General features: G+C 65.7%; 25 protein-coding genes. 8 read left to right on the forward strand and 17 right to left on the reverse strand.

Annotation, left to right across the window (positions count from 1 at the left end):
* Positions 1 to 22: 22 nt before the first annotated feature.
* From Q0P59_RS04705 to Q0P59_RS04720, 4 genes are all read right to left on the reverse strand, one after another.
* Entirely contained in the window at positions 23 to 673 is a 651-nt protein-coding gene (locus Q0P59_RS04705; RefSeq protein ID WP_295004086.1) for a hypothetical protein, read from the reverse strand.
* Positions 674 to 716: 43 nt separating this feature from the next.
* On the reverse strand, positions 717 to 1,733 hold the full coding sequence (locus Q0P59_RS04710; RefSeq protein WP_295004088.1) for a class 1 fructose-bisphosphatase: 1,017 nt from the start codon (positions 1,731 to 1,733) through the stop codon (positions 717 to 719).
* 33 nt (positions 1,734 to 1,766) lie between these two features.
* Positions 1,767 to 4,259 carry an EAL domain-containing protein gene (locus Q0P59_RS04715; protein WP_295004090.1) on the reverse strand — a complete coding sequence of 831 codons (2,493 nt, stop codon included), beginning with the start codon at positions 4,257 to 4,259 and terminating at the stop codon, positions 1,767 to 1,769.
* Positions 4,260 to 4,342: 83 nt separating this feature from the next.
* The gene (locus Q0P59_RS04720; RefSeq protein ID WP_295004092.1) at positions 4,343 to 4,900 is read right to left on the reverse strand and encodes a thioredoxin family protein; all 558 of its coding nucleotides are present in this window, start codon (positions 4,898 to 4,900) and stop codon (positions 4,343 to 4,345) included.
* Between the two features lie 42 nt (positions 4,901 to 4,942).
* Between Q0P59_RS04720 and Q0P59_RS04725 the strand changes: the two genes are divergently transcribed.
* The 5 genes from Q0P59_RS04725 (at position 4,943) to Q0P59_RS04745 (ending at position 9,746) form a co-directional block, all read left to right on the forward strand.
* Positions 4,943 to 5,692, forward strand: a complete 750-nt coding sequence (locus tag Q0P59_RS04725; RefSeq protein ID WP_295004094.1) for a 16S rRNA (uracil(1498)-N(3))-methyltransferase — start codon at positions 4,943 to 4,945, stop codon at positions 5,690 to 5,692.
* 257 nt (positions 5,693 to 5,949) lie between these two features.
* The gene (gene pap, locus Q0P59_RS04730) at positions 5,950 to 7,458 is read left to right on the forward strand and encodes a polyphosphate:AMP phosphotransferase (RefSeq protein ID WP_295004096.1); all 1,509 of its coding nucleotides are present in this window, start codon (positions 5,950 to 5,952) and stop codon (positions 7,456 to 7,458) included.
* Entirely contained in the window at positions 7,455 to 8,774 is a 1,320-nt protein-coding gene (gene argA, locus Q0P59_RS04735) for an amino-acid N-acetyltransferase (protein WP_295004098.1), read from the forward strand. The genes pap and argA overlap by 4 nt, the downstream gene beginning before the upstream one ends.
* Before the next feature lie 29 nt (positions 8,775 to 8,803).
* On the forward strand, positions 8,804 to 9,076 hold the full coding sequence (locus tag Q0P59_RS04740; protein WP_295004100.1) for an oxidative damage protection protein: 273 nt from the start codon (positions 8,804 to 8,806) through the stop codon (positions 9,074 to 9,076).
* 94 nt (positions 9,077 to 9,170) lie between these two features.
* Entirely contained in the window at positions 9,171 to 9,746 is a 576-nt protein-coding gene (locus tag Q0P59_RS04745; RefSeq protein WP_295004102.1) for a 3'-5' exoribonuclease, read from the forward strand.
* Between the two features lie 7 nt (positions 9,747 to 9,753).
* Here the strand turns inward: Q0P59_RS04745 and Q0P59_RS04750 are convergent, their stop codons facing one another.
* The 4 genes from Q0P59_RS04750 to Q0P59_RS04765 form a co-directional block, all read right to left on the reverse strand.
* Positions 9,754 to 9,921 carry a hypothetical protein gene (locus Q0P59_RS04750; protein WP_191090263.1) on the reverse strand — a complete coding sequence of 56 codons (168 nt, stop codon included), beginning with the start codon at positions 9,919 to 9,921 and terminating at the stop codon, positions 9,754 to 9,756.
* A 177-nt stretch (positions 9,922 to 10,098) separates the two neighbouring features.
* Complete coding sequence (locus Q0P59_RS04755) at positions 10,099 to 12,033, reverse strand: PhoX family phosphatase (RefSeq protein WP_295004105.1); 1,935 nt, start codon at positions 12,031 to 12,033, stop codon at positions 10,099 to 10,101.
* Between the two features lie 85 nt (positions 12,034 to 12,118).
* Complete coding sequence (locus tag Q0P59_RS04760) at positions 12,119 to 12,568, reverse strand: GNAT family N-acetyltransferase (protein ID WP_295004107.1); 450 nt, start codon at positions 12,566 to 12,568, stop codon at positions 12,119 to 12,121.
* A 4-nt stretch (positions 12,569 to 12,572) separates the two neighbouring features.
* Positions 12,573 to 12,812 carry a hypothetical protein gene (locus Q0P59_RS04765; protein ID WP_295004109.1) on the reverse strand — a complete coding sequence of 80 codons (240 nt, stop codon included), beginning with the start codon at positions 12,810 to 12,812 and terminating at the stop codon, positions 12,573 to 12,575.
* Between the two features lie 156 nt (positions 12,813 to 12,968).
* Here Q0P59_RS04765 and Q0P59_RS04770 point away from each other — a divergent pair, with 156 nt between their 5' ends.
* The gene (locus tag Q0P59_RS04770) at positions 12,969 to 14,792 is read left to right on the forward strand and encodes a GGDEF domain-containing protein (protein ID WP_295004111.1); all 1,824 of its coding nucleotides are present in this window, start codon (positions 12,969 to 12,971) and stop codon (positions 14,790 to 14,792) included.
* A 61-nt stretch (positions 14,793 to 14,853) separates the two neighbouring features.
* Here the strand turns inward: Q0P59_RS04770 and phoR are convergent, their stop codons facing one another.
* From phoR to Q0P59_RS04810, 8 genes are all read right to left on the reverse strand, one after another.
* Positions 14,854 to 16,146 carry a phosphate regulon sensor histidine kinase PhoR gene (gene phoR, locus Q0P59_RS04775; protein ID WP_295004113.1) on the reverse strand — a complete coding sequence of 431 codons (1,293 nt, stop codon included), beginning with the start codon at positions 16,144 to 16,146 and terminating at the stop codon, positions 14,854 to 14,856.
* 6 nt (positions 16,147 to 16,152) lie between these two features.
* The gene (phoB, locus tag Q0P59_RS04780; protein WP_295004115.1) at positions 16,153 to 16,839 is read right to left on the reverse strand and encodes a phosphate regulon transcriptional regulator PhoB; all 687 of its coding nucleotides are present in this window, start codon (positions 16,837 to 16,839) and stop codon (positions 16,153 to 16,155) included.
* Positions 16,836 to 17,525 (reverse strand): phosphate signaling complex protein PhoU, encoded by a 690-nt coding sequence (phoU, locus tag Q0P59_RS04785; protein ID WP_295004117.1) that lies wholly within the window; start codon positions 17,523 to 17,525, stop codon positions 16,836 to 16,838. The genes phoB and phoU overlap by 4 nt, the downstream gene beginning before the upstream one ends.
* A gap of 13 nt (positions 17,526 to 17,538) precedes the next feature.
* The gene (gene pstB, locus Q0P59_RS04790) at positions 17,539 to 18,318 is read right to left on the reverse strand and encodes a phosphate ABC transporter ATP-binding protein PstB (RefSeq protein WP_295004119.1); all 780 of its coding nucleotides are present in this window, start codon (positions 18,316 to 18,318) and stop codon (positions 17,539 to 17,541) included.
* Between the two features lie 41 nt (positions 18,319 to 18,359).
* On the reverse strand, positions 18,360 to 19,298 hold the full coding sequence (gene pstA / locus Q0P59_RS04795) for a phosphate ABC transporter permease PstA (protein ID WP_295004121.1): 939 nt from the start codon (positions 19,296 to 19,298) through the stop codon (positions 18,360 to 18,362).
* A 1-nt stretch (position 19,299) separates the two neighbouring features.
* The gene (pstC, locus tag Q0P59_RS04800; RefSeq protein WP_295004123.1) at positions 19,300 to 20,235 is read right to left on the reverse strand and encodes a phosphate ABC transporter permease subunit PstC; all 936 of its coding nucleotides are present in this window, start codon (positions 20,233 to 20,235) and stop codon (positions 19,300 to 19,302) included.
* A gap of 83 nt (positions 20,236 to 20,318) precedes the next feature.
* On the reverse strand, positions 20,319 to 21,317 hold the full coding sequence (locus Q0P59_RS04805) for a PstS family phosphate ABC transporter substrate-binding protein (protein WP_295004125.1): 999 nt from the start codon (positions 21,315 to 21,317) through the stop codon (positions 20,319 to 20,321).
* A gap of 106 nt (positions 21,318 to 21,423) precedes the next feature.
* On the reverse strand, positions 21,424 to 22,014 hold the full coding sequence (locus Q0P59_RS04810) for a hypothetical protein (protein WP_295004127.1): 591 nt from the start codon (positions 22,012 to 22,014) through the stop codon (positions 21,424 to 21,426).
* 130 nt (positions 22,015 to 22,144) lie between these two features.
* On the opposite strand from Q0P59_RS04810, the gene rpiA reads away from it, so the two are divergent.
* Positions 22,145 to 22,813, forward strand: a complete 669-nt coding sequence (gene rpiA, locus Q0P59_RS04815; protein WP_295004129.1) for a ribose-5-phosphate isomerase RpiA — start codon at positions 22,145 to 22,147, stop codon at positions 22,811 to 22,813.
* 162 nt (positions 22,814 to 22,975) lie between these two features.
* A complete protein-coding gene (locus Q0P59_RS04820) occupies positions 22,976 to 24,409 on the forward strand; it encodes an esterase-like activity of phytase family protein (RefSeq protein ID WP_295004131.1) in 1,434 nt (477 codons plus the stop codon).
* A gap of 47 nt (positions 24,410 to 24,456) precedes the next feature.
* Here the strand turns inward: Q0P59_RS04820 and purT are convergent, their stop codons facing one another.
* Positions 24,457 to 25,656 (reverse strand): formate-dependent phosphoribosylglycinamide formyltransferase, encoded by a 1,200-nt coding sequence (purT, locus tag Q0P59_RS04825; RefSeq protein ID WP_295004133.1) that lies wholly within the window; start codon positions 25,654 to 25,656, stop codon positions 24,457 to 24,459.
* Positions 25,657 to 25,658 lie beyond the last annotated feature (2 nt).

Raw genomic sequence — 25,658 nt, forward strand, 5'->3', positions numbered from 1 at the left:
TGGGGCCTGCCTTCGATCAGTTTTACTGAATCTTGGGATCAAAATTAATCATCATCAGGATGCCCTGGCCGCCGCCGAAGCTGCCTCCCGTGTAGGCGACGCTGCCCTGGCCGGCATAGACCGCTTCGTAGCGGTGGCTGTCGCCGCCGAAGTAGAACGGAATCCAGGCCTTGGCGGTGACGTAGGCACGGATGTTCGAGGTCACGCCGAGGATGCGCTCGACTTCGGACTGGTGCATGCCGATCTGCAGCCTGGCCCATTTGCTGCCGGCCGGGATGGTGCCGTACACCTCGCCCTCGAAGGTGCCGTCCTTCGACTTCATGGCGCAGGGGTTGCAGGTCTTGCCGACGGTGCTGCCGGCGACGGTCGCGGCGGCGGGGGCCGGCGCCGGCTTGGCCGGTTCGGCCGCCTTGGCGGTGGCGGCGCTCTTCGGTTTGGCCGGTTCGCAATCTTCCGGCGGGGGGTCGCTCTTCTTGGCCGTCTTTGACTTGCTGGTCGTCTTCTTCTTCGTTTCCGGTGGCGGACACTCCGGCTTGGCCGGCGCCGGGGCTGGCGCCTGCTGGGCGGCCGGTGCCGGTTCGGCGGCCTTTTCCTCCGGCTTGGCTTCGTTGCTCTTGCAGCCGGCGATCAGTGCGCCGGCGGCGAACAGGAGCGCGAGGGTGGTCTTGTTCATCGCGTTCGTCCTATGACGTTGGGGAAGGCGTGAATGTAGCAGTTCAGGCGGTGTGATAGCCAGTGACCCGGTCGACTTCGTTCTTCGAGCCGAGGATGACCGGCACGCGCTGGTGCAGGTTGCCGGGCTGGATGTCGAGGATGCGCTGGCGGCCGGTGGTGGCCGCGCCACCCGCCTGTTCGATCAGCAGGGCCATCGGGTTGGCCTCGTACATCAGGCGCAGCTTGCCGCCCTTGTCCTTGAGCTTGCTGTCGAGCGGGTACATGAAGATGCCGCCGCGGGTCATGATGCGATGCACGTCGGCGACCATCGAGGCCACCCAGCGCATGTTGTAGTCCTTGCCCAGCGGGCCTTCCTTTCCGGCCTGCATCTCGGCGACGTAGCGCTGGACCGGGGCTTCCCAGAAGCGCTGGTTCGACATGTTGATGGCGAATTCCTTGGTGTCGGCGGGAATCTGCACGTTTTCCTGGGTCAGGATGAACTGGCCCTGTTCACGATCCAGCGTGAACACGACGACGCCGTCGCCGACGGTCAGCACCAGCAGGGTTGTCGGGCCGTAGACCGCGTAGCCGGCGGCGACCTGCGCCGTGCCGGGCTGCAGGAAGGCCTGTTCGGCGGCTTGCGGGGTGCTCAGGTCGGCGCCGTCCGGGCACTTCAGTACCGAGAAGATAGTACCGATGGAGACGTTGACGTCGATGTTCGACGAGCCGTCGAGCGGGTCGAAGGTGAGCAGGTATTCGCCCTTGGGGAAGCGATGGGGAACCAGGTGCGGCAGGTCCATTTCCTCGGAGGCCATGGCGGCGAGGTGGCCGCCCCATTCGTTGGCGTCGAGCAGGATGTCGTTGGACAGCACGTCGAGCTTCTTCTGCGCCTCGCCCTGCACGTTGTCGCTGCCGGCCTCGCCGAGCACGCCGCCCAGTCCGCCCTTGCCGATGGCGATGGAAATGGCCTGGCAGGCGCGGGAAACGATGTCGATCAGCAGCTTCAGGTCGCCGGTGATGACGCCCTTGTTGCGTTGCTCTTCGGTGAGGTAGCGCGCCAGCGTGCGTTGCTGTGCCATGAGAACTCCTGCGTTCGTGACAAAGGCGCGATTTTACTCCGGGTCGTGGCTGGCGTGCAGGAAGGCGAACGCCGCGGCGGCGTTGAGCGGCCGGCTGAGCAGGTAGCCCTGGACTTCGTCGCAGCCGTTGGTGCGCAGCAGGTCGAGCTGGTCCTCGGTTTCGACGCCTTCGGCGATGACCTTGAGGCCGAGCGAGTGGGCCAGCGCAATGGTGCCGAAGGCGATGGCGCGGTCGTTGAGGTCGTGTTCGATGTCGGCAACGAAGGAGCGGTCGATTTTCAGGTGGTCGATCGGGAACAGCTTGAGGTAGGCGAGCGACGAGTAGCCGGTGCCGAAGTCGTCGATGGCCAGCGTGACGCCCATGCGGCCGAGGCGTTCGAGAATCTGGGTGGCTTCCTGCGGGTTTTCCATCACCGAGCTTTCGGTGATTTCCAGCTCGAGCAGTTCCGGCGGCAGTTGCGAGGTGGTCAATGCGTTGGCCACCGTCTCGCAGAAGTCGCGGCGCCGCAGCTGGCGGGCCGAGACGTTGACCGCGACGCGCATGGGGCGCAGCCCGGCGCCGATCCAGCGGGCCATTTCCCGGCACGCGGTGTTGAGCACCCAGTCGCCGATGTCGTTGATCAGGCCGGTTTCCTCGGCCACCGGAATGAAACGGGCTGGCGAGATCAGGCCTTCGCTGGGGTGGTGCCAGCGCACCAGCGCCTCGACGCCGATCGGCGTCCGGTCGCTGGCGTTGAACTGCGGCTGGTAGTCCAGGTTCAGTTCGTTGCGGGCGATGGCGTGGCGCAACTTGCGCTCGATATGCAGGCGTTCCGCTGCCGAGTGGTTCATCTCCGCCGCGAAGAACTGGTAGTTGTTCCGCCCGGCCGCCTTGGCGTGGTACATCGCGGTGTCGGCGTTTTTCAGGATGATGTCGGCGTCGGGGCCGTCGTCGGGGAAGATGCTGATGCCGATCGACGGGCTGGTGTGCAGTTCGTGGTCGTCCGTCTCGATGGGAATGGACAGCGCGGCGGTGACCTTGCTGGCGATGCTGGCGGCATCGGCCGGCGAGCTGATGGCGGGCAGGATGATGACGAATTCGTCGCCGCCGATGCGGGCGACGAAGTCGGTTTCGCGGACCAGCTTGGACAGGCGGCAGGCCACCTCGCGCAGCAGCTCGTCGCCGACCTGGTGGCCCAGGGTATCGTTGATGATCTTGAAGCGATCCAGATCGAGGAACATCATCGCCACCTTCCACTGGTGGCGGCGGGCGTCGGGCAGGATCTGGGCGAGCCGCATGAGCAGGGCCAGCCGGTTGGGCAGTCCGGTCAGGGCGTCGGTCTGGGCGATGTGGCGCATGCGGTCTTCGGCCTGCTTGCGCTCGGTGATGTCGGCCAGGATCCAGACGTAATGCGCCGGCATGCCGCTTTGCGGGTCGTCGACCCGGTTGACGCGGGTGCCTACCGGCAGCGACGAACCGTTCTTTTGATTGACCGTGAGTTCCCCGCTCCACGAGCCGCGTTGCGCCAGTTGCACCTGCAGTTCGTCGGCATTCTGGCCGGGCTCGAGGTTGAGCAGGCCGAACACGGTCTGGCCGATCAGCTCGAAGGTTTCGTAGTCGGTCATCTGCGTGGTCGCCGGATTGATCGACAGGATACGGTGGGCATCATCGGTGAAGATGATGCCGGCGGGGGTGTGGCTGTAGACCTTCTGGGCCAGTTGCTCCCGTTCGGCGCTATGGCGGCGCTCGGTGATATCGGTATAGACCGTCACGAAGCCGCCTTCGGGCAGCGGTACGCCGCGCACCTCGAGGATTTTCCCGTTCGGCCGGGTGCGCTCGAAATGATGGGAGGCCGGCTTCCGGGCTCGCTTCAGCAGGGACTGGACGATTGCATCCTCGTCGCCCGGGCCGTACTCGCCGCGCCGGGTATTGAAGCGGAACAGCTCTTCGATCGGCGTTCCCGGCTGGGTCAGCGCCGGCGGAAAGTCGAGGAGGCGCTGGAATTCGGTGTTGCACAGCTCGAGGTGGGTATCGGCGCTGAACAGGCTGACGGCGCTGGGAATGCTCTCGATGATCGTGTGCAGTTGGGAGTGCTGCTTGCGCAGCGCGGTTTCGGCGGCCTTGCGCTCGGTGATGTCGGTGTAGGTGGTGATGAAGCCGACCAGCTGGTCGCCCATGTAGAGCGGCTCGCCCTGCACCAGGTGGGTGGTGCCGTTGGGGCGGGTGCGTTCGAAGCAGTGCGCCTCGAACTTCATGGCCAGCGCGGTAATCCGTTCGACGTGCGCTTCGACATCGCCGGGGCCGTATTCGCCGCGGCTGGCGGGAATGCGGATCAGGTCGGAAAACAGGGCGCCTTCGAATACCGTCTCGGCGGGCAGGCCCAGCACCTTGAGCAGCCCGTCGTTCCAGATGCGCAGGCGCAGGCTTTCGTCGAACACGCTGATGCCTTGCGGCATGTTCGACACGACGGCCTGCAGGTAGGCCAGTTGGCGCTGAATATCGCCGGCGGGAAGCGGCGGGGCGTCCGGAGAAATCAATGGAATCATTCAGTCGGTGGATTCATGCCAAATGATAGCGCAGTGCCAAGAGGGTGTAGCAAAAATGCCGATTTTTTTAATTGCGGCAGATGCTATTGCTCGCGCCATTTGATCGAGCAGCCGATGGAGGCTGTCTGTTCTTCCGGCCCCCGCCCGCCGCGGGCAATCCCGGCCATCGCCGCAAACAGCTCGCGGGGCGCGTCGGGGGCTGCGGGGCTGCGTCCCGAGGCGTCGAGCCGGCCGCGGTATTGCAGCGTCAGGCCGGCGTCGTAGCCGAAGAAGTCGGGCGTGCATACGGCGCCAAAGGCGCGGGCGACCGCCTGGCTTTCGTCGTAGAGGTAGGGGAAGGGAAAGGCCAGCTGGTCCGACCACTGGCGCATCCTGTCCGGCGCGTCGTCCGGGTAGGCCGCGACATCGTTGCTCATGACGGCGACGCAGCCGATGCCGTGCCCGGCCAGCTCGCGGCAGTCGCGGATCAGGCGGTCGATGATCGCCTTGACGTACGGGCAGTGATTGCAGATGAACATCACCAGCAGGCCGTTGGGGCCGCGGCAACTGGCCAGCGTATGACGTTTGCCATCGATGCCGGGCAGGTCGAAGTCGGGGGCGGCTTGGCCGAAATCGCACACCGGCGGGTTCAGGGCGACCATGGATTCTCCACTCCAAAAGGCATTTCGCCCATAATAGCACCGATGAATTTGCCGCGTTTTTACTGCCGAGAAGCCCTCTCTCCGGGGGCGCATGTCGAACTGCCCGAGCCGGTGGCGCGCCACGCCGTGCGTGTGCTGCGCCTGCCGCCGGGCGCCCCGATGATCCTTTTCGATGGCCGGGGCGGCCAGTACCCGGCGCGCATCGAGCGCATCGAGCGCGATCGCGTCTATGCCGAGCTGTCGGCCTGGGAGGACGTGGAGTGCGAGTCGCCGCTCGCCATCACCCTGGTGCAGGCCCTGCAGGCCGGCGACAAGATGGATTTCACCATCCAGAAGGCGGTCGAGCTGGGGGTGCGCGACATCGTTCCGGTGGAGAGCAGGCGCAGCGTGCTGCGCCTGGCCGGGGAGCGGGCGGCCAAGCGCGTGGCGCACTGGCAGGGCGTGGTGGCCTCGGCCTGCGAACAGTGCGGGCGCAACCAGGTGCCGCTGGTGGCGCCGGTGGAAAAGCTGGAGAGCTGGCTGTCCCGGCCGGCGAACGGCGTCTTGCGCCTGATGCTCGATCCCGAGGCGGAAACCAGCTTCGCCTCGATGCGCCCGGAGGGGGCGGTGCAACTGCTGATCGGCGCCGAAGGTGGCCTCGATCCGCAGGAAATGATCGCCGCCCGGCAGGCCGGCTTCGTCGCCGTGCGCATGGGGCCGCGCGTGCTGCGCACGGAAACGGCGGGCTTGGCCGCCTTGGCGGTGATGCAGGCTTTGTGGGGTGATTTCAGGGGGGGCGGTGTCTCCCCTTAGTGGCTTTTCAGCCCGCGACCGGGAGGCCTTGCGATGCAGTGCAAGGAAAGAGGAGTGCAGTTTGGTTGATCCAAATAAACGACGATTGACGCAGCAATGCGCGCAAGGCCTCCCGGTCCCTTCGGGTTGCTACTGGCGGGCCGCGTCTGCGTCGTTGCACGGCTTGCGAATGGGTGGCCATTCGCTGTGCCGCGCGCCTAGCATCCATCGGCCCGCCAGTAGCAACGCGGGCTGAAAAGCCACTAAGGGGAGAGACTATGTTTGAATCGGCAGAACTGGGGCATAAGGTCGACAAGAAAACCTTCAAGACCGAAGTCCCGAAGCTGCGCGCCGAGTTGCTCGACGTGCAGTACGACATGCTGCAGAAGAAGGAATTTCCGGTCGTCATCCTGATTTCCGGGGTCGACGGCAGCGGCAAGGGCGAAACCATCAACCTGCTATATTCGTGGATGGACCCGCGCCACATCTCGACGCTGGCGTTTTCGGCGCCGAGCGACGAGGAATCGTCGCGGCCTTACATGTGGCGTTACTGGCGCGCCCTGCCGCCCAAGGGCAAGGTCGGCATCTTCGCCGGCTCCTGGTATTCGCAGCCGATCACCGACCGCATCAACGGCGACATGCGCCGCTCGGAGCTCGACGGGCGCCTGGACGACATCAACCGCTTCGAGACCATGCTGGTCAACGAAGGGGCGCTGGTCCTCAAGTTCTGGTTCCACCTTTCCAAGGACGGCCAGAAAACCCGCCTGAAAGCGCTGGAGAAAGACCCGCGCACGGCCTGGCGGGTGACCAAGGAGAGTTACGAGCGCCTGAAGACCTACAACCAGCTGCAGCAGGTGGCCGGGCATGTGCTGCGCGTGACCAACACGGCGCATGCGCCGTGGATCATCGTCGAGGGAACCGACGACGAATACCGCTCGCTGACGGTCGGGCGCATCGTGCTCGAGGCCATGAAGCGCCGGGTGAACCAGGAAGGCCTGCAGCGCGTCCCGGTCGCCCCGCCCATCGTGCATCCGATTGACGAGAAGAACGTGCTCAGCGAACTTGATCTGACGCAGAAGCTCGCCAAGCAAACCTACGAGACGCAGCTCGCCAAGTACCAGGCGCGGCTGTCGGAACTGGTGCGCGACCCGCGTTTCGTCGGCAAGCGTTCGCTGGTGCTGGTCTTCGAAGGCTCGGATGCGGCCGGCAAGGGCGGCAGCATCCGCCGCGTCGCCGCGTCCATGGATGCCCGGCAGTACCAGATCGTGCCGATTGCCGCGCCGACCGAGGAAGAGCGGGCGCAGCCCTACCTCTGGCGCTTCTGGCGCCACCTGCCGCGCACCGGCCGGGCGGCGATCTTCGATCGCTCGTGGTACGGCCGCGTGCTCGTCGAGCGGGTCGAGGGCTTCTGCGCCGAGGCCGACTGGCTGCGCGCCTACGCCGAGATCAACGATTTCGAGCACCAGTTGTCCGACGCCGGCGCGGTGGTCGTCAAGTTCTGGCTGCAGATCAGCGCCGACGAGCAGTTGCGCCGTTTCAAGGAGCGCCAGGACACCGAGTTCAAGCGCTTCAAGATCACCGACGAGGACTGGCGCAACCGCGACAAGTGGGACGACTACGTGGCCGCCGTGTGCGACATGGTCGACCGCACGTCAACCGGGCTGGCGCCCTGGACGTTGGTTGAGGCCAACGACAAGAACTTCGCCCGGGTTAAAGTGCTGAAAACCATTTGCGAGCGCCTGGAAGCGGCGCTCAAGGACGACGACGGGAAAACCACCGAAAAATGAGCGATACCCCTTACGACGAGCATTTCGTCTCCTGGTTCCGGGCGGTCACGCCCTACATCAATGCCTTTCGCGGCAAGACCTTCGTCATCGCCTTCGGCGGCAAGGCGGTCGAGAGCGAGTTCGCCAAGACCCTGGCCTACGACGTCAACCTGCTGGTCAGCCTGGGCATCCGCCTGGTGCTGGTGCATGGCGCGCGACCGCAGATCGAGGAAGAACTGCGCGAGAAAAACCTGGAGTCGATCTACCACCGCGGCTACCGGGTGACCGACGCGGCGGCGCTGGATTGCGTGCTCGACGCGGTGGGCAGCGTCTACCTGGAAATCGAGGCCATGCTGTCGCAGGGCCTGCCCAATACGCCGATGGCCAACAGCCGCATCCGCGTCATCGGCGGCAACTTCATCACCGGCCAGCCCATAGGCGTGCTCGACGGCATCGACATGCAATACGCCGGCAAGGTGCGCAAGGTCGATAGCGAAGGCATCAACGCCCAGCTCGGCCTGGGCAACATCGTGCTGCTCAACTGCGAGGGCCCGTCGCCGACCGGGGAAATCTTCAACCTGCAGATGGAAGAGGCCGCCGAGGCCGTGGCGACGGCGATCAAGGCCGACAAGCTGGTCTATCTGACCGATAGCAACGGGGTCACCGACAAGTCCGGCGAGCTGCTCGACGCGATGACCGCCGACGAAGCCTCGCAGCTGCTGCGCGATGCCGAATGGCTGAGCGCCGACATCAAGCGCTACCTGCCCTGTGCCGTGCGCGCCAGCCGGGCCGGCGTCGGCCGGGTGCACCTGATCAGCTTCGAGCAGGACGGCGCCTTGCTGCGCGAACTGTTCACCCACGACGGCGTCGGCACCGTGGTCACCCGCGAGTCGCTGGAAAACATCCGCGAAGCCAAGCCGGACGACATCGCCGCGCTGATCGCGCTGATCGAGCCGATGGAGGAGGAAGGCATCCTCGTGCATCGGCCGCGCGAGCTGCTCGAACGCGAACTCGACCATTTCTCGATCATGCTGCACGACGGCATCATCGTCGGCTGTGCCGCGCTCTATTCGCATTCCGAGGAAGAGGCGGAACTGGCCTGCCTGGCCGTCAGCCACGAGCATCGCGAATGGGGCTACGGCGAGCAGCTGATGAAGCGCATCGAAAAACGCGCCCGCAAGGCCGGCGTCAAGCGCTTGTTCGTGCTGACCACGCGCACCGAGCACTGGTTCGTCGAACGCGGCTTCAAGCTCGGCACGGTCGACGACCTGCCCGCCGCCAAGCGGGATATGTACAACTATCAGCGGCGATCCAAGGTCCTGTTCAAGACCTTATAATTGGGCCCATCAACACCACGGAGTTTCACATGGCACGTACCGTCAATTGCATCAAGCTCGGCCGCGAGGCCGATGGTCTCGATTTCCCGCCCTATCCCGGCGCGCTGGGTCAGCGCATCTTCGAGAACGTCTCGAAGGAAGCCTGGCAGCAGTGGATCAAGATGCAGACCATGATCATCAACGAAAACCGCCTCAACCTGGTCGATGCCAAGCATCGCAAGTACCTGGCCGAGCAGGTCGAGAAGCACTTCTTCGGCGAAGGCGCCGACCAGATCCAGGGCTACGTTCCGCCCAAGGCCTGATCCCGGTTTCCTGCCAGAAAAACCCGCTGCGGCGGGTTTTTGTCTTTGTGGCGCGGCGCTTGGCAAGTGGTCGGGCAAGGCCAATAATCCGGGCATGACCGGAAAGACGACGCCTCACGAAATCTATGTCAGCACCGATGTCGAAACCGACGGCCCGGTGGCCGGGCGGCATTCGCTGCTGAGTATCGGCTCGGCGGCCTATGCCCCGGACAAGACGCTGCTCGGGACGTTCTCCGCCAACCTGGAGACGGTGCCCGGCCTGCTGGCCGACGAGCACACCGCCAAGTGGTGGGCGACGCAGCCGGCGGCGTGGGCGGCCTGCCGGCAGAACCCGGAGCCGCCGGCCGCGGCGATGCGGCGTTATGTGGCCTGGCTGAAGGCCTTGCCGGGGCGGCCGGTGTTCGTGGCCTACCCGGCGGCCTTCGATTTCCCTTTCGTCCAGTGGTATCTCGAGCGCTATGCCGATGAAAATCCGTTCGGCTATGCGGTCATCGATATCAAGACCTACGCCATGGCCGTGCTGCGCCAGCCGTACCGGGCCTGCGGCAAGCAGGCGATGCCGGCCGCCTGGTTCGACCCGGCGCCGCATACCCATGTCGCGCTGGACGATGCGCTGGAGCAGGGGGCGCTGTTCTGCAACATGCTGGCGGCCAACCTGGCGCGGCGCTGAACGGCCGTCAGAACAGCCGGTGCAGCGTGTAGAGGATGAACAGCGTGGTCGGCACGGCGAGGGCCAGGGCGAGAATGGCGCTGGTCCGCTTGAGGCCGGCGGCCTGTTCCTCGATGAATTCCTCCATGCCGTCGAACAGTTCGGGAAAGGCGGCGATGTCGTTGCGCTTTTCCATGGAGTCTCCTAGTGGTCTGCCCCGCAGATGGCGGAACAAAATGAAAGCGAGGGATTTGCTTCGCTGGCTAGGCGCGAACCACAGCAATAGCCGCTGCTATTGCGAGGATGAGCAACAACGCCAGCGGGGCAAAGACGAGTTTTCATGTTTCGTTATCTGTGGGGCAGATCACGCGTTTCAGCCGGTGACGGGCTTGCCGTCGAGGCGGGTGATGACGACGGTGGCGGAGCGCGGGCGGCCGCCGGTGGCCGTCGGGAATTGATTGGCCGGCCAGGCGGAGACTGCGGTCGGCGCCGCGGGATTGGAGCGCTCGCTGGCCGTTTCGCCGGGGTGCTGGATATTGACGAACAGCGTCCGGCCATCCGGGGTCGCCGTGATGCCGGTCAGTTCGCAGCCTTTGGGGCCGGTCAGGAAGCGCCGGGTCTGGCCGCTCTTGACGTCGGCGACCAGCATCTGGTTGTTGCCGAGCCGGGCGTAGTCGCCCTGGTTGAGCACGCTGGTCGACACGTCGGTCTGTATCCACAGGCCGCCGTTCGGATCGAACCACAGGCCGTCCGGGCTGCCGTAGGCATCGCCCTTGACGGTGCCGCGCTTGCTGTCGTCGGCAGCCTGCGGGTCGCCGGCGAGGGCGAAAATGTCCCAGGCGAAACCTTCGGCGGCGGCGTCGCGGCCGCTCTCACGCCACCGGACGATATGGCCGAAGACGTTGGCGCCGCGGGGATTGGCGGCATCGGTGCCGGGCGCGCCGTCGGTGCCGCGCTTGACGTTGTTGGTCAGCGTGACATAGACCTCGCCGCTCTTGGGATGCACGGCGATCCACTCCGGGCGGTCCATTTTCGTCGCCCCGGCGATGTCGGCCGCCTGCCGGCAGCGGATGGCGATGTCGCCCTGGCCGGCGAAGCCGTTCGCGGCATCGAGCGTGCCTCCGGGGTAGGACTCACCGTGGCGCAGCGGCAGCCAGCGGCCGGCGCCGTCGTCGGCAAAATGGGCGACGTACAGCGTGCCGTGGTCGAGCAGCGTGGCGGTGTCGCTCTTGCCCGCCACATAGCGGTCGCGGGAAACGAACTTGTAGATGTATTCGAAACGCTCGTCGTCGCCCATGTAGACCACGACGCGGCCATCCCGCGCCAGGGTGACGGTGGCGCCTTCGTGCTTGAAGCGGCCGAGGGCGGTGCGCTTGACCGGGGCGCGTTCCGGGTGCCGGGGGTCGATCTCGACGACCCAGCCGAAGCGGTTGCCTTCGTTGGGATGCTGCGTCAGGTCGAAACGTTCGTCGTGCTCATGCCAGCGGAAGCCGAAGCCGCTCTCGGTGAAGCCGTAGCGTTTCTGGTCGGCGCTGAGGTTTTTCGGGGCCTTGAAATAGCCGTTGAAATTCTCTTCGCAGGTGAGATAGGTGCCCCACGGCGTATGGCCCATGGCGCAATTGTTCAAGGTGCCGAGAATGATTTCGCCGCGCCGGTCGAGGGCGGTGCGCATGGCCGGGTTGCCGGCGGCGGGGCCGGTCACGCGGCACGGCGTGTTCGCCGTGATGCGGCGCGCCCAGCGCGAGGGGCGGACGACCTGCCAGCGGCCCCGCTCCTGCTTCACCTCGATCACCGAAACGCCGTGCGCGGCCTGCGACTTGGCGACCTTGGCGGCGCTCCAGTCCTGCATGCCGCCGGCGTGGAGCAGGCCGTCGTCGGTGTATTCGTGGTTGATGCACATCAGGCCATGCGTCGAGGAGGGCTTGCCGTGCTCGACGAAGGGGAAGAAGTGCATGCCGTCGTGATGCATGCCGGCCTGTTGCTGTTGCGCCGCGGCATCGTCGCCGGCATCGGCGCGCGCGACCGGGCCGGCGGAGACCGGGTCGCCCCAGGCGTAGAGCAGGCTGGCGGCGTGCCCGGGGGCGACGCGCACCTCGTCGGCGGTGGACACGGCCAGCGCGACGAAGTCGGTCAGTGCACCCGAGGCGCGCCCGGTGCTGGCGGCCAGCGCGGGCAGGGGCAGGCCGGCGGCGGCGAGGGCGCCGCCGGCGGTGCTCAGGATGGCGGCGGATAGCAGGCGGCGGCGGAAAGGATCGGCCGGCGCATCCGGCGCATGGTCGTCGGTCGGGTCGTAGCAGGCGTTGGGCATGGTGTTCCGGGTGGTGGCGTCGTAACGATGGACAGACTATCGCCAGTCAATGTTGCAGGGGCGTGACGATTTTCCGGGGCGTCCGCTAGAAGCGGCTCAGCATCAGGTGCTTGCCGTCGATGTGGCCGTTGCGCAGTTCGCGGAAGCCGAGGTCGCGGAAGCGCCGGGTCTTGGTCGCCGAAACGAGGATGCGCCCCGACTTGAAGGTCGCCTTCAGCCAGTCGAGACGGGCCTTGATCAGCGCCCGGCCGATGCCGCGGCCGCGCTTTTCGGGGGCCACCGCCGACAGGTAGAGGATGTGCGTCCGCGATGCCCAGTCGGCGGCCTTGACGCCGCCGAGGGCGATGATCTGGCCGTTTTCGACGGCGATGAAGAAGCGCCGGTAGTGCACCGGGTCGTCGCAACGCAGCTCGCGGCGGATGCGCTCGAGGTTGTAGCGCTCGGGGTCGGCGAAGGCGTTGGCGATCAGCGTGGCGCAGGCGTCGAGCAGGAGCTCGCTGGTGGTGTCCAGCGTGTCGATACGAAACTTGGACATGGCGTCAGCCGCTGGCCTGCGCGTGTTGCCGCAGGCGTCGCGCGAAGTCGGCCGTCCGGCTCGCCGCTTGGTGGTTGATGCGGGTCTGCTCCTCGCCGAAGGCATCGCGTTCGTGCCGGCTGCGCACGGCCGCCTCGATGCTGCGCACGCAGCGCCAGCGCTGCCCCTGGCGGGTCGGGCAGAGGCGCATCTGCTCGATCGGATGGTGGGCGCGGCAGCAATAGCAGAACTTCATTTCCGGCATTGCAAGCTCCTTGGCGAACGGTTCACAGGACGCGATCGAGGATGCAGGCGCATTGTTACGGCAGGATGACGTCGCCGGAATCCCTGTCATGGCGCTGAAATCAAGTCTGCCTAAACTGGATGATCAGTTTTTTCGGGATGCGTTATGAGCGGTGTCATGGATGATGAGCGGGCCGAGCTGGAGCGACTGCTCGACGAAGAGCTTCTCAAGCCGGTGTTTCAGCCGATTCTGGACTTCCGGGTGCGTGCCGTGCTCGGCTATGAAGCCTTGATCCGCGGCCCGGAGGGCGGTTTGCTTTCCCGTCCGGACCAGCTGTTCGGCGCCGCCGCCCGCTGCGGCCTCTCGCTCAGGCTGGAACACGCCTGTCGCGAAGCCAGCCTGCGCGCCTTCGCCCGCCAGCGGCTGGCCGGCAAGCTGTTTCTCAACGTCACGCCGGACTGCCTGCTCGATCCCCGGCTGATGAACGGCCGTACCCGCGATCTGCTGAACGAACTGGGGATCGCCCCGAACCGGGTGGTCCTCGAACTGACGGAAAACCAGCAGATCACCGACATGCCGGGCATCCTGGAAGCCTTGCTCCACTACCGGGGGCGGGGCTTCCAGATCGCCATCGACGATCTGGGCGAGGGCTTTGCCAACCTGCGCATGTGGTCGGAACTGCGGCCCGAGTTTGTGAAGATCGACAAGCATTTCGTCCATGGCATTGCTGACGACCGGATCAAGTTCCACTTCGTGCGCGCCATGCAGGATCTCGCCGAAATCGGCAATGCCTCGCTGGTCGCCGAAGGCATCGAGCGCGAGGAGGATTTCGTCTGCATCCGCGACATGGGCATCGCCTGCGGCCAGGGCTATTTCATCGCCCATCCGGAATCGAGCCCGGTGCGCCAGTTGCCGCGCCGCACCTTGTCCGCGCTGGACCAGCAGTCGCTGGCGCTGTCGCCGATGACCGGCGGCCCCGGGCGCCTGCCGACGGCCCGCAGCCTGCTCAAGGCGATCGCTCCGGTGCCCATGCATGCCAGCAACGCGACCGTGATCGAGCGCTTCGAGGCCGATCCGTCGCTCGATGTCCTGCCCGTCGTGCAAGGCAGCCAGCCGGTGGGCATGATCAACCGCCACAGCATGGTCGACCGTTTCGCCCGCCCGTTTCGCCGTGAGCTGTTCGGCCGCAAGAGCTGCGACCTGTTCATGGATCACGCCCCGCTGATCGTCGACCAGCACGCCACCATCCAGGAGCTGGCGATGATGCTGTCGCTGGCGCCCCGGCACTACCTGCTCGACGGCTTCATCGTCACCGGCGATGGCGAATACCTGGGCGTCGGCAGCAGCCACGACCTGATGGGCATGATCACCGAAATGCAGATCAGCGCCGCGCGCTACGCCAACCCGCTGACCCAGCTGCCCGGCAACGTGCCGATCAACGAGCATGTCGACCGCATGCTTGCCGCCGGCAGCCCGTTCGTCGCGGTCTATGTCGATATCGACAATTTCAAGCCCTTCAACGACACCTACGGTTACCGGCGCGGCGACGACGTGATCCAGACCCTGGCCCGCCTGCTCTGCGAACAGGTCGACGAGCGCCTGGATTTCGTCGGGCATATCGGCGGCGACGACTTTTTCGTGGTCTTTCGCAGTGTGGACTGGGAAATCCGTTGCTGGGAGATCATTTCCCGCTTTGCCGAGGCGATCGCCAATCTGCTCGGTATCGACGAGCGCCTGCGCGGCGGCTACATGGCCGAGAACCGGCGCGGCGAACTCAGCTTCCAGGCGTCGCCGACGCTGTCGCTGGGTGCGGTCCGGGTCGCCGCCGGCGAGTGCGAATCGCACCGCGAGGTGGCCGCCGCGGCGTCGGCAGCCAAGAAGCAGGCCAAAAAACGCGCCCGGACAGCCGATGTCGAACCCTCGGGCGGCAGCCTCTTCATCGAGCGGCGGCGTCTGGGCGAAGGCATGGGCGCCGGGCTGCCCCGGCCGCTGGTCAACTGAAACGGCGGCGCCCATCGGCGCCGGGCGAGGACGCACTCGCCCTTGCCCGCTCGGCTATCGCTTATTGATTGGCTACCCGGCTGGCCGGGAATCTGGCGGCGAAGCGGCTGCCGACGCCGACTTCGCTCTTGATGTCGAGCTGGGCCTGGTGGCGGTTCAGCGAATGCTTGACGATGGCCAGGCCGAGGCCGGTGCCGCCCGAGTCGCGCGAACGGCCGCGGTCGACGCGATAAAAACGTTCGGTGAGGCGGGGGATGTGCTTGGCGTCGATGCCGGGGCCGGTATCCTGGACGGCGAACTCGGCGCCTTGCGGCGAGGTCTTCCAGATCAGCGTGATCTTGCCGCCGGGCGGGGTATAGCGCACGGCATTGGTCACCAGATTGGCCAGCGCGCTGACCAGTTCGGGCTCCGAGCCGCGCAGGTCGCCGCTGCCGTCGGCGTCGACGACGATGGTGTGGCGGCCGGCAGAGAGCGCTTCGGCATCGCGGCGCAGCTTGTCGATCAGGTTGGCCATGTCGACCGCATCGTTGTCCGGCGGCGGCGCCGATTCGATCGACGACAGGGTCAGCAGGTCCTGCACGATGGACTGCATCCGGTCCGACTGGTCGGCCATCATCGCCAGGTAGCGCCGGCGCTCGGTGTCGTCCAGCTCGATTTCCTGCATCGTTTCGAGGAAGCCGGCGAGCACCGTCAGGGGGGTGCGCAGCTCGTGCGAGACGTTGGCGACGAAGTCGCGGCGCGTCTGGTCGAGGCGGTCGGCCTGCGTGATGTCCTTGATCTGCATGAGCCGGCGGCTGCCGGCGTAGGGAATGACGTGGATGGCATAGACGCGATCCTTGTAGCGTTCCGGGCGCAGGGTCAGCGGGCGGCTGAAGTCGAGGGCTTCGAGATAGACGACGAATTCGGGCTGGCGCACCAGGTTGAGGATGGACTGCCCCTGGTCGGTGTCCAGCTTGAGGCCGAGCTGGGTTTCAGCCGTGGTGTTGCAGAACATGATGTTGTTCTGGAGGTCGAGCATCACCACGCCGTCGGTCAGGGCCTGGGCGGCGGCGCGCAGCAGGCTGATGGTCTGGTCGCGCTGCTCGATCTGGGCGCGCAGTTCCTTCTCGTGGCGGTAGAGGCGGCCGAAGATGTCGTCCCAGGCGCCTTCGCCTTCCAGGCTGGCATCGACCACCGGGTTGCGCGTCCAACGGTCGAGCCGGGAAAAATGACGGAAGTGGATCAGTTGCTGTAAAACGAGGCCGACGCAGAAGACGGCCCAGCCATGCCAGGGGCGGGAAAAGATGCCGACCGGGATGGCGATGGCCGCCGCGATGACGGCCAGGATCACGGCGCGAATGACGAGTGAGGTCAAGAGGGGTCAGGCTCCCCGGAAGCGGTAGCCGGTGCCGCGCACGGTTTCCACCCTTTCGTGATGGCCGGTGGTTTCCAGGGCGGCGCGCAGGCGGCGGATATGCACATCCACCGTCCGTTCCTCGATGAAGACATGGTCTCCCCATACCTCGTCGAGCAGCTGGGCACGGGTGTAGACCCGCTCGGCGTGGGTCATGAAGAAGAACAGCAGGCGGAACTCGGTCGGCCCCAGCTCGATCGGCTGGCTGCCGGCGAGCACGCGGTGGGTGGCCGGGTTGAGCGACAGGCTGCCGACCTCGACCGCCTCGCCGGCCAGGTGCGGGGCGCGGCGGCGCAGCACGGCGCGGACGCGGGCGACCATTTCCTTGGGCGAGAAGGGCTTGGTGATGTAGTCGTCGGCCCCGGCCTCCAGGCCCTGCACCTTGTCCTCTTCATGGACGCGGGCGGTGAGCATGATGATCGGCAGCTCGCGCGTGCGTTCGTCGGCGCGCAGCTTCTTGGCCAGGGCGACGCCGGACTGGCCGGGCAGCATCCAGTCGAGGATGACCAGGTCGGGCAGCGCGGCGCGGATGGCGGATTCGCCTTCCTCGGCGCTGCCGGCGCGGACGACCAGGAAGCCGGCGTGCTTGAGGTTGATCGCCACCAGTTCCTGGATCGCCGGTTCGTCCTCGACGACGAGAATCGTCGGTGTCACTTGGCTTGCCCCTTGACGTGGCGGATGTCGCGGCCTTCGACGACGAACACCACCTGCTCGGCGACGTTCTTGGCGTGGTCGCCGATGCGCTCGATGGCGCGGGCGATGGAGATGATCTCGATCGACGTGGTGATGGTGCGCGGGTCTTCCATCATGTGCGTGATCAGCTGGCGGATGATGGACTTGAATTCGGTATCGACGTCGCTGTCGGCGCGGATGACTTCCTGGGCCTGGGCGGTGTCGAGGCGGGCGAAGGCGTCGAGCGCCTGGCGCACCAGGTTGAGCGCGGCTTCGGCCAGGTGGCGGATGCCGATGCCGTACTGGCTGGGTAGGTGGCCGGCTTCGTAGATGCGGCGCACGCCCTTGGCGATCTTCTTGGCTTCGTCGCCGGCGCGTTCGAGGTCGGTGACGATCTTGCTGATGCCGAGCACCAGGCGCAGGTCGGAGGCCGTCGGCTGGCGCTTGGCGATGACGTGGGCGCAATCGTCGTCGATGGCCTTTTCGAGGTCGTTGATCTTGCGGTCGGCTTCGACGATGGATTTGACGCTGGCCACTTCGCCCGAGCTGTAGGCGTCGATGGCCGACGAGACCTGGGTTTCGACCATGCCGCCCATCTGCAGGACGTGGGTGCGCAGGCGGCCCAGTTCTTCGTCGAACTGGCTGGAGAGGTGTTGGCTTTCGTTCATGTCGTGTGCTCCCTTAGCCCATGCGGCCGGTGATGTAGTCTTCGGTGCGCTTGTCGTTCGGCTTGATGAAGATTTCGTCGGTCTTGCCGAACTCGATCATCTCGCCGAGGTACATGTAGGCAGTGTAGTCGGACACGCGGGCGGCCTGCTGCATGTTGTGGGTGACGATCAGGATGGTGACGCGCTTCTTCAGTTCATGCACCAGTTCCTCGATGGCGCCGGTGGCGATCGGGTCGAGCGCAGAGGTCGGCTCGTCGAAGAGCAGCAGTTCGGGGTCGGTGGCCAGGGCGCGGGCGATGCACAGGCGTTGCTGCTGGCCGCCGGACAGGTTGGAGGCGAGGTCGCTCAGGCGATCCTTGACCTCGTCCCACAGGGCGCCGCCCTTCAGCGCGTGCTCGACCTTGTCGTCGAGGACGCGCTTGTTGTTCTCGCCGCGCACGCGCAGGCCGTAGGCGACGTTCTCGTAGATGCTCTTGGGGAAGGGGTTCGGCTTCTGAAACACCATGCCGACGCGCATGCGCACTTCGATGGGGTCCACTTCCGGGGCCAGCAGGTTGGTGTTGTCCGGGTAGAAGCGGATCTCGCCCTCGTAGCGGTTGCCAGGGTAGAGGTCGTGCATGCGGTTGAAGCTGCGCAGGTAGGTCGATTTGCCGCAGCCGGACGGACCGATCAGGGCGGTGACCTTCTTGTCGTAGATCGGCATGTTGATGTTCTTCAGGGCCTTGGCTTCGCCGTAGAAGAAATTGAGGTTGCGGGCTTCCGCCTTCAGCGTGGGTTGGTCATGAATCTGCATGGAAAACTCCGTTCGATATTCGGGTGGGGCAGCGTGTTCGCTTACCACTTGATGTTCTTGCGCATCTTGTAGCGCAGCCAGATGGCGATGGCGTTCATCGACAGCACCATGACCATCAGCACGAAGCCGGCGGCGGCGGCGTTGATTTCGAAGGCCGGGTCGGGGCGCGAGGTCCAGTTGAAGATCTGGATCGGCATCACCGTGAAGGGCGACATCAGCCAGTCGAACAGGCCCGCATTGACGCCGGCGCTGACCTCGGTGAAGGGAGCCGGCGGCAGGAAGGCGATGAAGGTCAGGGCGCCGATGGTGATGATCGGGGCCGTTTCGCCGATGGCGCGGGCCAGGCCGATGATCACCCCGGTCAGGATACCGGGCATGGCATACGGAATGATGTGGTAGCGGCAGGTCTGCCAGCGCGTCGCACCGACCGCCATCGAGCCTTCGCGGATCATCGCCGGGATGGCGCGGATCGCTTCGCGGGTGGACACGATGACGATGGGCAGGATGAGCAGCGCCAGGGTCAGGCCGGCGGTCAGGATGCTCTGGCCGAAACCGAAGGCATAGACGAAGATGCCGAGCGACAGCAGGCCATAGACGATGGACGGCACGGCGGCCAGGTTGGTGATGTTGATCTCGATGATCTCGGTCACCCAGTTGCGCTTGGCGTATTCCTCGAGATAGACGCCGGCGGCGACGCCGAGCGGCACGGCGGCGAAGGCGGTGACCGTCATCACCAGCAGCGAGCCGACCCAGGCCGACAGGATGCCGGCATTGGCGGCGCGCCGCGAGGCGAAGTTCATGAAGAAGTCGAGGTTGAGCCGTTCGGCGCCGCGCATCACCATGTCGCCGACGAGCAGGAAGATGACGATCAGGCCGATGCCGAGGAAGAAGATGCCGAGCGCCTGGAAGAGGGTGTCCTTGAGCTTGCCCTTGGCGATCAGCGCGCGGACCTGCTCGGCAGTCAGAGTCGAATGTTGCATGTCAGTAGTTCTCCCGGAACTTGCGGCGCAGCCACTGGCCGAGGATGTTGAAGCAGAGGGTGATGAGGATCAGGGTCAGGCCGGCGGCGAAGATGGTCTGGTAGCCGATCGAGCCGTGCGGCAAATCGCCCAGGGCGACCTGCACGATGTACGAGGTGATGGTGGCGGCCGGTTCGGCCGGGTTCCAGGTCAGGTTCGGCTGCATGCCGGCGGCGACGGCGAGGATCATCGTTTCGCCGACGGCGCGCGAGATGGCCAGAATGTAGGAGGCGGCCAGGCCGGAGAAGGCGGCCGGCACGACGACGTGGATGGCGGTGTACAGCTTGGTCGCGCCCATGGCGTAGGAGCCTTCGCGCAGCGACATCGGCACGGCGCGCATGGCGTCCTCGGACAGCGAGGCGATGTAGGGGACGATCATGATGCCCATCACCAGGCCGGCGGAAAGCAGCGAGAAGCCCGGCAGTTCCGGGAAGATCTTCTGCAGCAGCGGGGTGACCATGAGCAGGGCGAAGTAGCCGAAGACGATGGTCGGGATGCCGCCGAGCAGTTCGAGCACCGGCTTGGCGACTTCGCGCAGCTTCGGCTTGGCGAATTCGGAGAGGTAGATGGCGATCACGGTGCCCATCGGGATGGCGACGGCCAGGGCGACGGCGGACGACACGACGGTGCCGGAAACGAGGACCATGATGCCGAAATGGGCATCGTCGAAGAGCGGGGTCCATTGGGTATCGGTCAGAAAGTCGACGATGCTGACGTTCTGGAAGAAATTGATCGACTCGGAGACGAGCACGTAGACGATGCCGACTGTGGTCAGCACGGAGACGGCGGCAGCAGCGAAAAGCAGCATCTCGATGATGCGTTCGCTGGTGTGGCGCATGGCGTTCTTGGCCAGGCGGTCGCTGACCGTGGGCAGGTCGGAAGCGTTGTTTGCGGACATGGCGTGTGAATTCACGGACGGAATTCCCTATGATAAAAGCCCGACCCGGTTCGGGGCGGGCTTTTGTGTGACGGAAACAAAAATCAGAGCTTGGCTTCGCGCTTCATCAGTTCTTCGATGGTGATGCCGACTTCGTTCTTGCCGCCGAACACGGAGCCGTACTTCTTCTTGGCGACGTGCTCGAGGTTGCCGGTGTAGGCGGCGGCCGGCAGCGGAACGTACTTCACTTCCTTGGTCAGCTTGGCGGCGTTCTTCATGTAGAACTCGACGAATTCCTTCACTTCCGGCTTGTCCAGCGACTTGACCTTGATATAGACGAAAATCGGACGCGACAGCGGCTGGTAGGTCGACTTGATCACCGATTCCTCGGACGGCTCAATGGCGGCGTTGGTCTTCGGATTGACGATGGGCAGGGCCTTCAGGCGGGCCTTGTTCTCGGCGTAGTAGGCGTAGCCGAAGTAGCCGATGGCATTGACGTCGCGCGAGACGCCCTGGACCAGCACGTTGTCATCTTCGGAGGCGGTGTAGTCGCCGCGCGAGGACTTGGCCTTGCCGACGACGGCTTCGGTGAAGTATTCGAAGGTGCCGGAGTCGGCGCCGGCGCCGAACAGCTTGATCGGCGCATCGGGCCAGGCCGGGTTGATCTGGTTCCACTTGGTGACCTTGCCCTGGGCGGCCGGTTCCCACATGGTCTTCAGCTCGGCGACGGTGGCCTGCTTGAGGAAGGCGTTCTTCGGGTTGATGACGACGGTCAGCGCATCGAAGGCGACCGGCATTTCGACGTACTGCACGCCGGCGGCCTTGCAGTCTTCCATTTCCTTGGCCGTGATCGGGCGCGAGGCGTTGGAGATGTCGGTCTCGTCGCGGCAGAATTTCTTGAAGCCGCCGCCGGTGCCCGAGATGCCCACGGTGACCTTGATGACGTTCTTCTTGGCCTTCTGGAATTCCTCGGCCACGGCCTCGGTGATCGGATAGACCGTCGAGGAGCCGTCGATCTTGATGACCTGGGCGTGGGCGGCCTGGGCGCCGAGCATGGCGACACCGGCAACGGCAAGGGCGGAAACGAGCTTGGAATACTGCATGGGGTAACTCCTGCACGGGTTGGGTTTTGTGATGCGTGCAGGTTACCGGCCGATTATTACAGCCACGTGACAGGCTGTAATAATCGGGATTGCTATGCCGTTCGGCCTATTTGCTCGGGCGTCCCGTCTTGATGCGCTCGATGCGGCCCATCACGGCTTTCAGTTCGGCATCGTTGAGCGCCGCGAGGAGGGCGATGCCGCCGCGCAGCAACTCGCTCTTCTTGACCTCGCTGCCCAGCGCGGCCAGGCGCTTCTTCAGCTCGCCGATGCGGGCATATTCGGTTTCCGGCATGGCGTAGCTGTCGCGCACCAGCTTGATCTTCTTCGCCTTGGGCGCTTTGTCGGCCTTGGTGGCCTTGGCGGTTTTCGGCGCTTCCTGCTTCATCAGCTTCGGCTGGTCGTACTTGATCGCCTGCGCCTTGGTCAGCGCGTCGGCCAGGACCTTCTGGTGCTTGGCGACGGTTTCGCCGACGACGCTCGGCTTGCGCGGCGCGCGGGGTTTTTTGGTTGCGGCGGCGGCCGGTGCGGCGACAGCCTGGGCGGTCGCCGGGGTCTCACTGGCGACTGCCGGAGCGGCCTTGGCCTGGGGTGCCGCGGCCGGAGGGGCGGCCTTGGGCGCCGTGCGCGGCACCAGTTTTTTCGGTGTTTTGGTGCTGTTTTCCGGCTTGGCGGGTGTCTTTTTGACGGGTTCGTTCATCGTGTGTTCTCCCTGAAAAACGGTATGGCTAGTTTAGCGATTCGGGTTGTCCGCAAAGTTAAACTTTTGTGACCATTTCGCATGCCGGCGGCGGGGTAAAATGCGCTCCAAAATCATCAGGAGCGACAGCATGACCCAGGACGAACTCAAGCAGGCAGTGGCCCAGGCCGCCGCCGATTACGTGGCGCAGAGCGCACCGGCCGGCAGCATCATCGGCGTCGGCACCGGCTCGACCGCCAACTTCTTCATCGACGCGCTGGCCGCCATCAAGGATAAATACCAGGGCGCCGTGGCCAGCTCGGAAGCCACCCGCAAGCGTCTCGAAGGGCATGGCATCAAGGTCTTCGACCTCAACGACGTGAGCGACATTCCGGTCTATGTCGACGGCGCCGACGAGATCGACGGCGGCCTGAACATGATCAAGGGCGGCGGCGGCGCGCTGACGCGCGAGAAGATCGTCGCCGCCGTGGCGCGCGAATTCGTCTGCATCTGCGATGCGACCAAGCTGGTCGAGGTGATGGGCAAGTTCCCGCTGCCGGTCGAGGTCATCCCGATGGCCCGCGAACATGTGGCGCGCGAACTGGCCAGGCTGGGCGGCACGCCGGTCCTGCGCGAGGGATTCGTCACCGACAACGGCAACGTCATCCTCGACGTGAAGGGCCTGGCCATCACCGACCCGAAGGGGCTGGAAGCGCAGATCAACCAGATCACCGGCGTGGTGACCAACGGCCTGTTCGCCGTGCGCCCGGCCAACCTGTTGCTGCTCGGCACGGCCGACGGCGTGCGCTCGATCCGCTAGGCCTCGCTGGCCCGGGCAGCCCATCGCCCCGCATGATCGGAACCCGGCGCGAGCCGGGTTTTGTTTGCCTGTCAAATCGCCGTAACACGCCGCTTTTAATCTCGGACCCCGCAAGTGCCTCGCCAGGCGGCTTGCTCCAAAAAATACGACGGGGGTTCGATCATGTTGTACAAGTTTTCGCTGGCCGCGTTCCTGCTGGCCCTATCCGCTTCCGGCCAGGCGGCGCCGCTGTTGATTGCGACCGGTTCTCTCGGCGGCACGACCGACAAGTCCGGCCTGGGCGCCTTGCTGGAAAACGGCGTCGATGCCAACAACGTGCTCGGCGGCACCGGCTCCGGGCTGGCCTGGGCCGGCGGCAATACCTTTCTCGCCCTGCCCGACCGCGGGCCGAATGCCGCCGCGTGGAATACCGGCCTGGACAACACGACCTCGTACATCGCGCGCTTCCAGACCATGACGCTGGGGCTCAGCCAGAGCGTCAGCGGGAGCAATTACAGCTACACCCTGACCCCGACCCTGAACGCGACGACCTTGCTCTACAGCGCGTCGCCGCTGAACTACGGGGCCGCGACGCCGGCCATCAACACGGCCGACCGCTTCTATTTCTCGGGCCGCTCCGACAATTTCTCGGGTAGCGGCTCGACCAACCCGGTCAACGCCCGTCTCGACCCGGAAGGCATCCGGGTTGCCAACGACGGCAAGAGCGTCTTCATCTCCGACGAATACGGCCCCTACGTTTACCAGTTCAATCGCGCCACCGGCGAGCGGATGGCCACCTTCAACCTGCCTTCGGCGCTGACGGCGAACAACCTGGCGGCCACGGGGGCGGCCGAGATCGGCGGCAACACCAGCGGACGGGTCGCCAACAAGGGCATGGAAGGCCTGGCCATCACGCCGGACGGCAAGACGCTGATCGGCTTCATGCAAAGCCCGCTGATCCAGGATGGCGGCGACGGCGGGCGCGCCAACCGGGTCGTCACCATCGACATCGCCACCGGCAAGACGCGCCAGTTCGTCTACGACAACTATCTGGCCGACACCCGGAAAAGCTACAACAGCAGCGAGATCCTGGCCATCAACGAGCATGAGTTCCTGGTCCTCGAGCGCGACGGCAAGGGCAAGGGCGACGGTTCCAAGGCCGTGGTCAAGCGCATCTACAAGATCGACCTCAACGGCGCGACCGAAATCGGCGCGCTGAACAACGGCAACGGCATCAGCGGCGAAAGCGCGCTGCTGCAATACGCCGTCAACAAGACCCTGTTCCTCGACCTCAAGGCCGCGCTCAACGCGGCCGGGGTCGGCGACGCGAACATCCCGGCCAAGCTCGAAGGCATGGCCTTCGGCGAGGACATCCTCGAAGGGCTGACGCGCTATCACACGCTGTATGTCGCCAACGACAACGATTTCCTGCCCGGCACGGCGGGGGACAACCTGTTCTACGTCTTCAAGTTCACCGATGACGACCTGGGCAAGACCAGCGGCTTCGTCAACCAGCAGGTTTCAGCCGTGCCGGAGCCGGGCAGCCTGGCCCTGCTGGCCGGCGCTCTCGGCCTGCTGGGCCTGCGTGGCCGCCGCAAGCAAGCGCCGGCATCCTGACGTTTCTGTGCCTTTGGGGCCGGCGGCCTGACCGACCGGCCTCTTTTTTATGGCTTGATCGGGCGCACCTTGCCGGCGGCCAGCTTGGCGCGCTCGCGGGCCTGGTCGGTATCGTCGCCATTGGCCACGGCGACGCCCATGCGGCGCTTGACGAAGGATTCCGGCTTGCCGAACAGGCGCAGGTCGCTGCGCGGCACGGCCAGGGCCTCGGCCAGGCCTTCGAAGGCGATGCCCTTTTCTTCCATGCCGCCGTAGATGACGGCCGACGCGCCCGGTTCGCGCAGCGCGGTATCCACCGGCAGGCCGAGGATGGCGCGGGCGTGCAGTTCGAATTCCGAGAAACGCTGCGAGCACAGCGTGACCAGCCCGGTGTCGTGCGGCCGCGGGCTGACTTCCGAGAACCACACCATGTCGCCCTTGACGAACAGTTCGACGCCAAACAGGCCGCGTCCGCCGAGGTTGCCGGTCACCGCGGCGGCGATTTCCTGCGCCCGCTGCAAGGCAGCCGGGCTCATCGCCTGCGGCTGCCACGATTCGACGTAATCGCCGCCGACCTGCACGTGGCCGATCGGTTCGCAGAAGTGAGTCGCCACGTCGCCGGCCGCATTGCGGGCGCGCACGGTGAGCAGGGTGATTTCGTAATCGAAGTCGATGAAGCCCTCGACGATGACCCGGCCCTGGTTCACCCGGCCGCCGCTCGCCGCGTAGTCCCAGGCCTTCTGCACGTCGTCCGGGCCGCGCAGCAGCGACTGGCCCTTGCCGGAAGACGACATGGTCGGCTTGACGATGCACGGGTAGCCGATGCCGGCGTCGATGGCGGCCTGCAGTTCGGCCAGCGAATCGGCGAACTGGTAGGGCGAGGTGGGCAGGCCAAGCTCTTCGGCGGCCAGCCGGCGGATGCCTTCGCGGTTCATGGTCAGCCTGGCGGCACGGGCGGTGGGGATGACTTCGGCCAGCCCGGCGGCCTCGATGTCGATCAGCATGTCGGTGGCGATGGCTTCGATCTCCGGCACGATCAGGTGCGGCTTTTCCTGTTCGACCAGCCGGCGCAGCGCGGCGCCGTCGGTCATCGAAATGACGTGGGCGCGGTGGGCGACCTGGTGGCCGGGCGCGTTTTCATAGCGGTCGACGGCAATGACTTCGACACCCAGGCGCTGCAGGGCGATGATCACTTCCTTGCCGAGTTCGCCGGCGCCGAGCAGCATGACGCGCAGGGCGGAAGGGGAGAGCGGGGTGCCGATGTTCATGA

This window comes from uncultured Dechloromonas sp. (genome assembly GCF_945957265.1).
In the GTDB taxonomy this organism is placed as follows: domain Bacteria; phylum Pseudomonadota; class Gammaproteobacteria; order Burkholderiales; family Rhodocyclaceae; genus Azonexus.

Excerpts from the sequence above, each read along its gene's own strand:
- Q0P59_RS04705 (WP_295004086.1), bottom strand. The coding sequence starts at position 673 with ATGAACAAGACCACCCTCGCGCTCCTGTTCGCCGCCGGCGCACTGATC.
- Q0P59_RS04710 (WP_295004088.1), bottom strand. The coding sequence starts at position 1,733 with ATGGCACAGCAACGCACGCTGGCGCGCTACCTCACCGAAGAGCAACGC.
- Q0P59_RS04715 (WP_295004090.1), bottom strand. The coding sequence starts at position 4,259 with ATGATTCCATTGATTTCTCCGGACGCCCCGCCGCTTCCCGCCGGCGAT.
- Q0P59_RS04720 (WP_295004092.1), bottom strand. The coding sequence starts at position 4,900 with ATGGTCGCCCTGAACCCGCCGGTGTGCGATTTCGGCCAAGCCGCCCCC.
- Q0P59_RS04725 (WP_295004094.1), top strand. The coding sequence starts at position 4,943 with ATGAATTTGCCGCGTTTTTACTGCCGAGAAGCCCTCTCTCCGGGGGCG.
- pap (WP_295004096.1), top strand. The coding sequence starts at position 5,950 with ATGTTTGAATCGGCAGAACTGGGGCATAAGGTCGACAAGAAAACCTTC.
- argA (WP_295004098.1), top strand. The coding sequence starts at position 7,455 with ATGAGCGATACCCCTTACGACGAGCATTTCGTCTCCTGGTTCCGGGCG.
- Q0P59_RS04740 (WP_295004100.1), top strand. The coding sequence starts at position 8,804 with ATGGCACGTACCGTCAATTGCATCAAGCTCGGCCGCGAGGCCGATGGT.
- Q0P59_RS04745 (WP_295004102.1), top strand. The coding sequence starts at position 9,171 with ATGACCGGAAAGACGACGCCTCACGAAATCTATGTCAGCACCGATGTC.
- Q0P59_RS04750 (WP_191090263.1), bottom strand. The coding sequence starts at position 9,921 with ATGGAAAAGCGCAACGACATCGCCGCCTTTCCCGAACTGTTCGACGGC.
- Q0P59_RS04755 (WP_295004105.1), bottom strand. The coding sequence starts at position 12,033 with ATGCCCAACGCCTGCTACGACCCGACCGACGACCATGCGCCGGATGCG.
- Q0P59_RS04760 (WP_295004107.1), bottom strand. The coding sequence starts at position 12,568 with ATGTCCAAGTTTCGTATCGACACGCTGGACACCACCAGCGAGCTCCTG.
- Q0P59_RS04765 (WP_295004109.1), bottom strand. The coding sequence starts at position 12,812 with ATGCCGGAAATGAAGTTCTGCTATTGCTGCCGCGCCCACCATCCGATC.
- Q0P59_RS04770 (WP_295004111.1), top strand. The coding sequence starts at position 12,969 with ATGGATGATGAGCGGGCCGAGCTGGAGCGACTGCTCGACGAAGAGCTT.
- phoU (WP_295004117.1), bottom strand. The coding sequence starts at position 17,525 with ATGAACGAAAGCCAACACCTCTCCAGCCAGTTCGACGAAGAACTGGGC.
- pstB (WP_295004119.1), bottom strand. The coding sequence starts at position 18,318 with ATGCAGATTCATGACCAACCCACGCTGAAGGCGGAAGCCCGCAACCTC.
- pstA (WP_295004121.1), bottom strand. The coding sequence starts at position 19,298 with ATGCAACATTCGACTCTGACTGCCGAGCAGGTCCGCGCGCTGATCGCC.
- pstC (WP_295004123.1), bottom strand. The coding sequence starts at position 20,235 with ATGTCCGCAAACAACGCTTCCGACCTGCCCACGGTCAGCGACCGCCTG.
- Q0P59_RS04805 (WP_295004125.1), bottom strand. The coding sequence starts at position 21,317 with ATGCAGTATTCCAAGCTCGTTTCCGCCCTTGCCGTTGCCGGTGTCGCC.
- Q0P59_RS04810 (WP_295004127.1), bottom strand. The coding sequence starts at position 22,014 with ATGAACGAACCCGTCAAAAAGACACCCGCCAAGCCGGAAAACAGCACC.
- rpiA (WP_295004129.1), top strand. The coding sequence starts at position 22,145 with ATGACCCAGGACGAACTCAAGCAGGCAGTGGCCCAGGCCGCCGCCGAT.
- Q0P59_RS04820 (WP_295004131.1), top strand. The coding sequence starts at position 22,976 with ATGTTGTACAAGTTTTCGCTGGCCGCGTTCCTGCTGGCCCTATCCGCT.
- purT (WP_295004133.1), bottom strand. The coding sequence starts at position 25,656 with ATGAACATCGGCACCCCGCTCTCCCCTTCCGCCCTGCGCGTCATGCTG.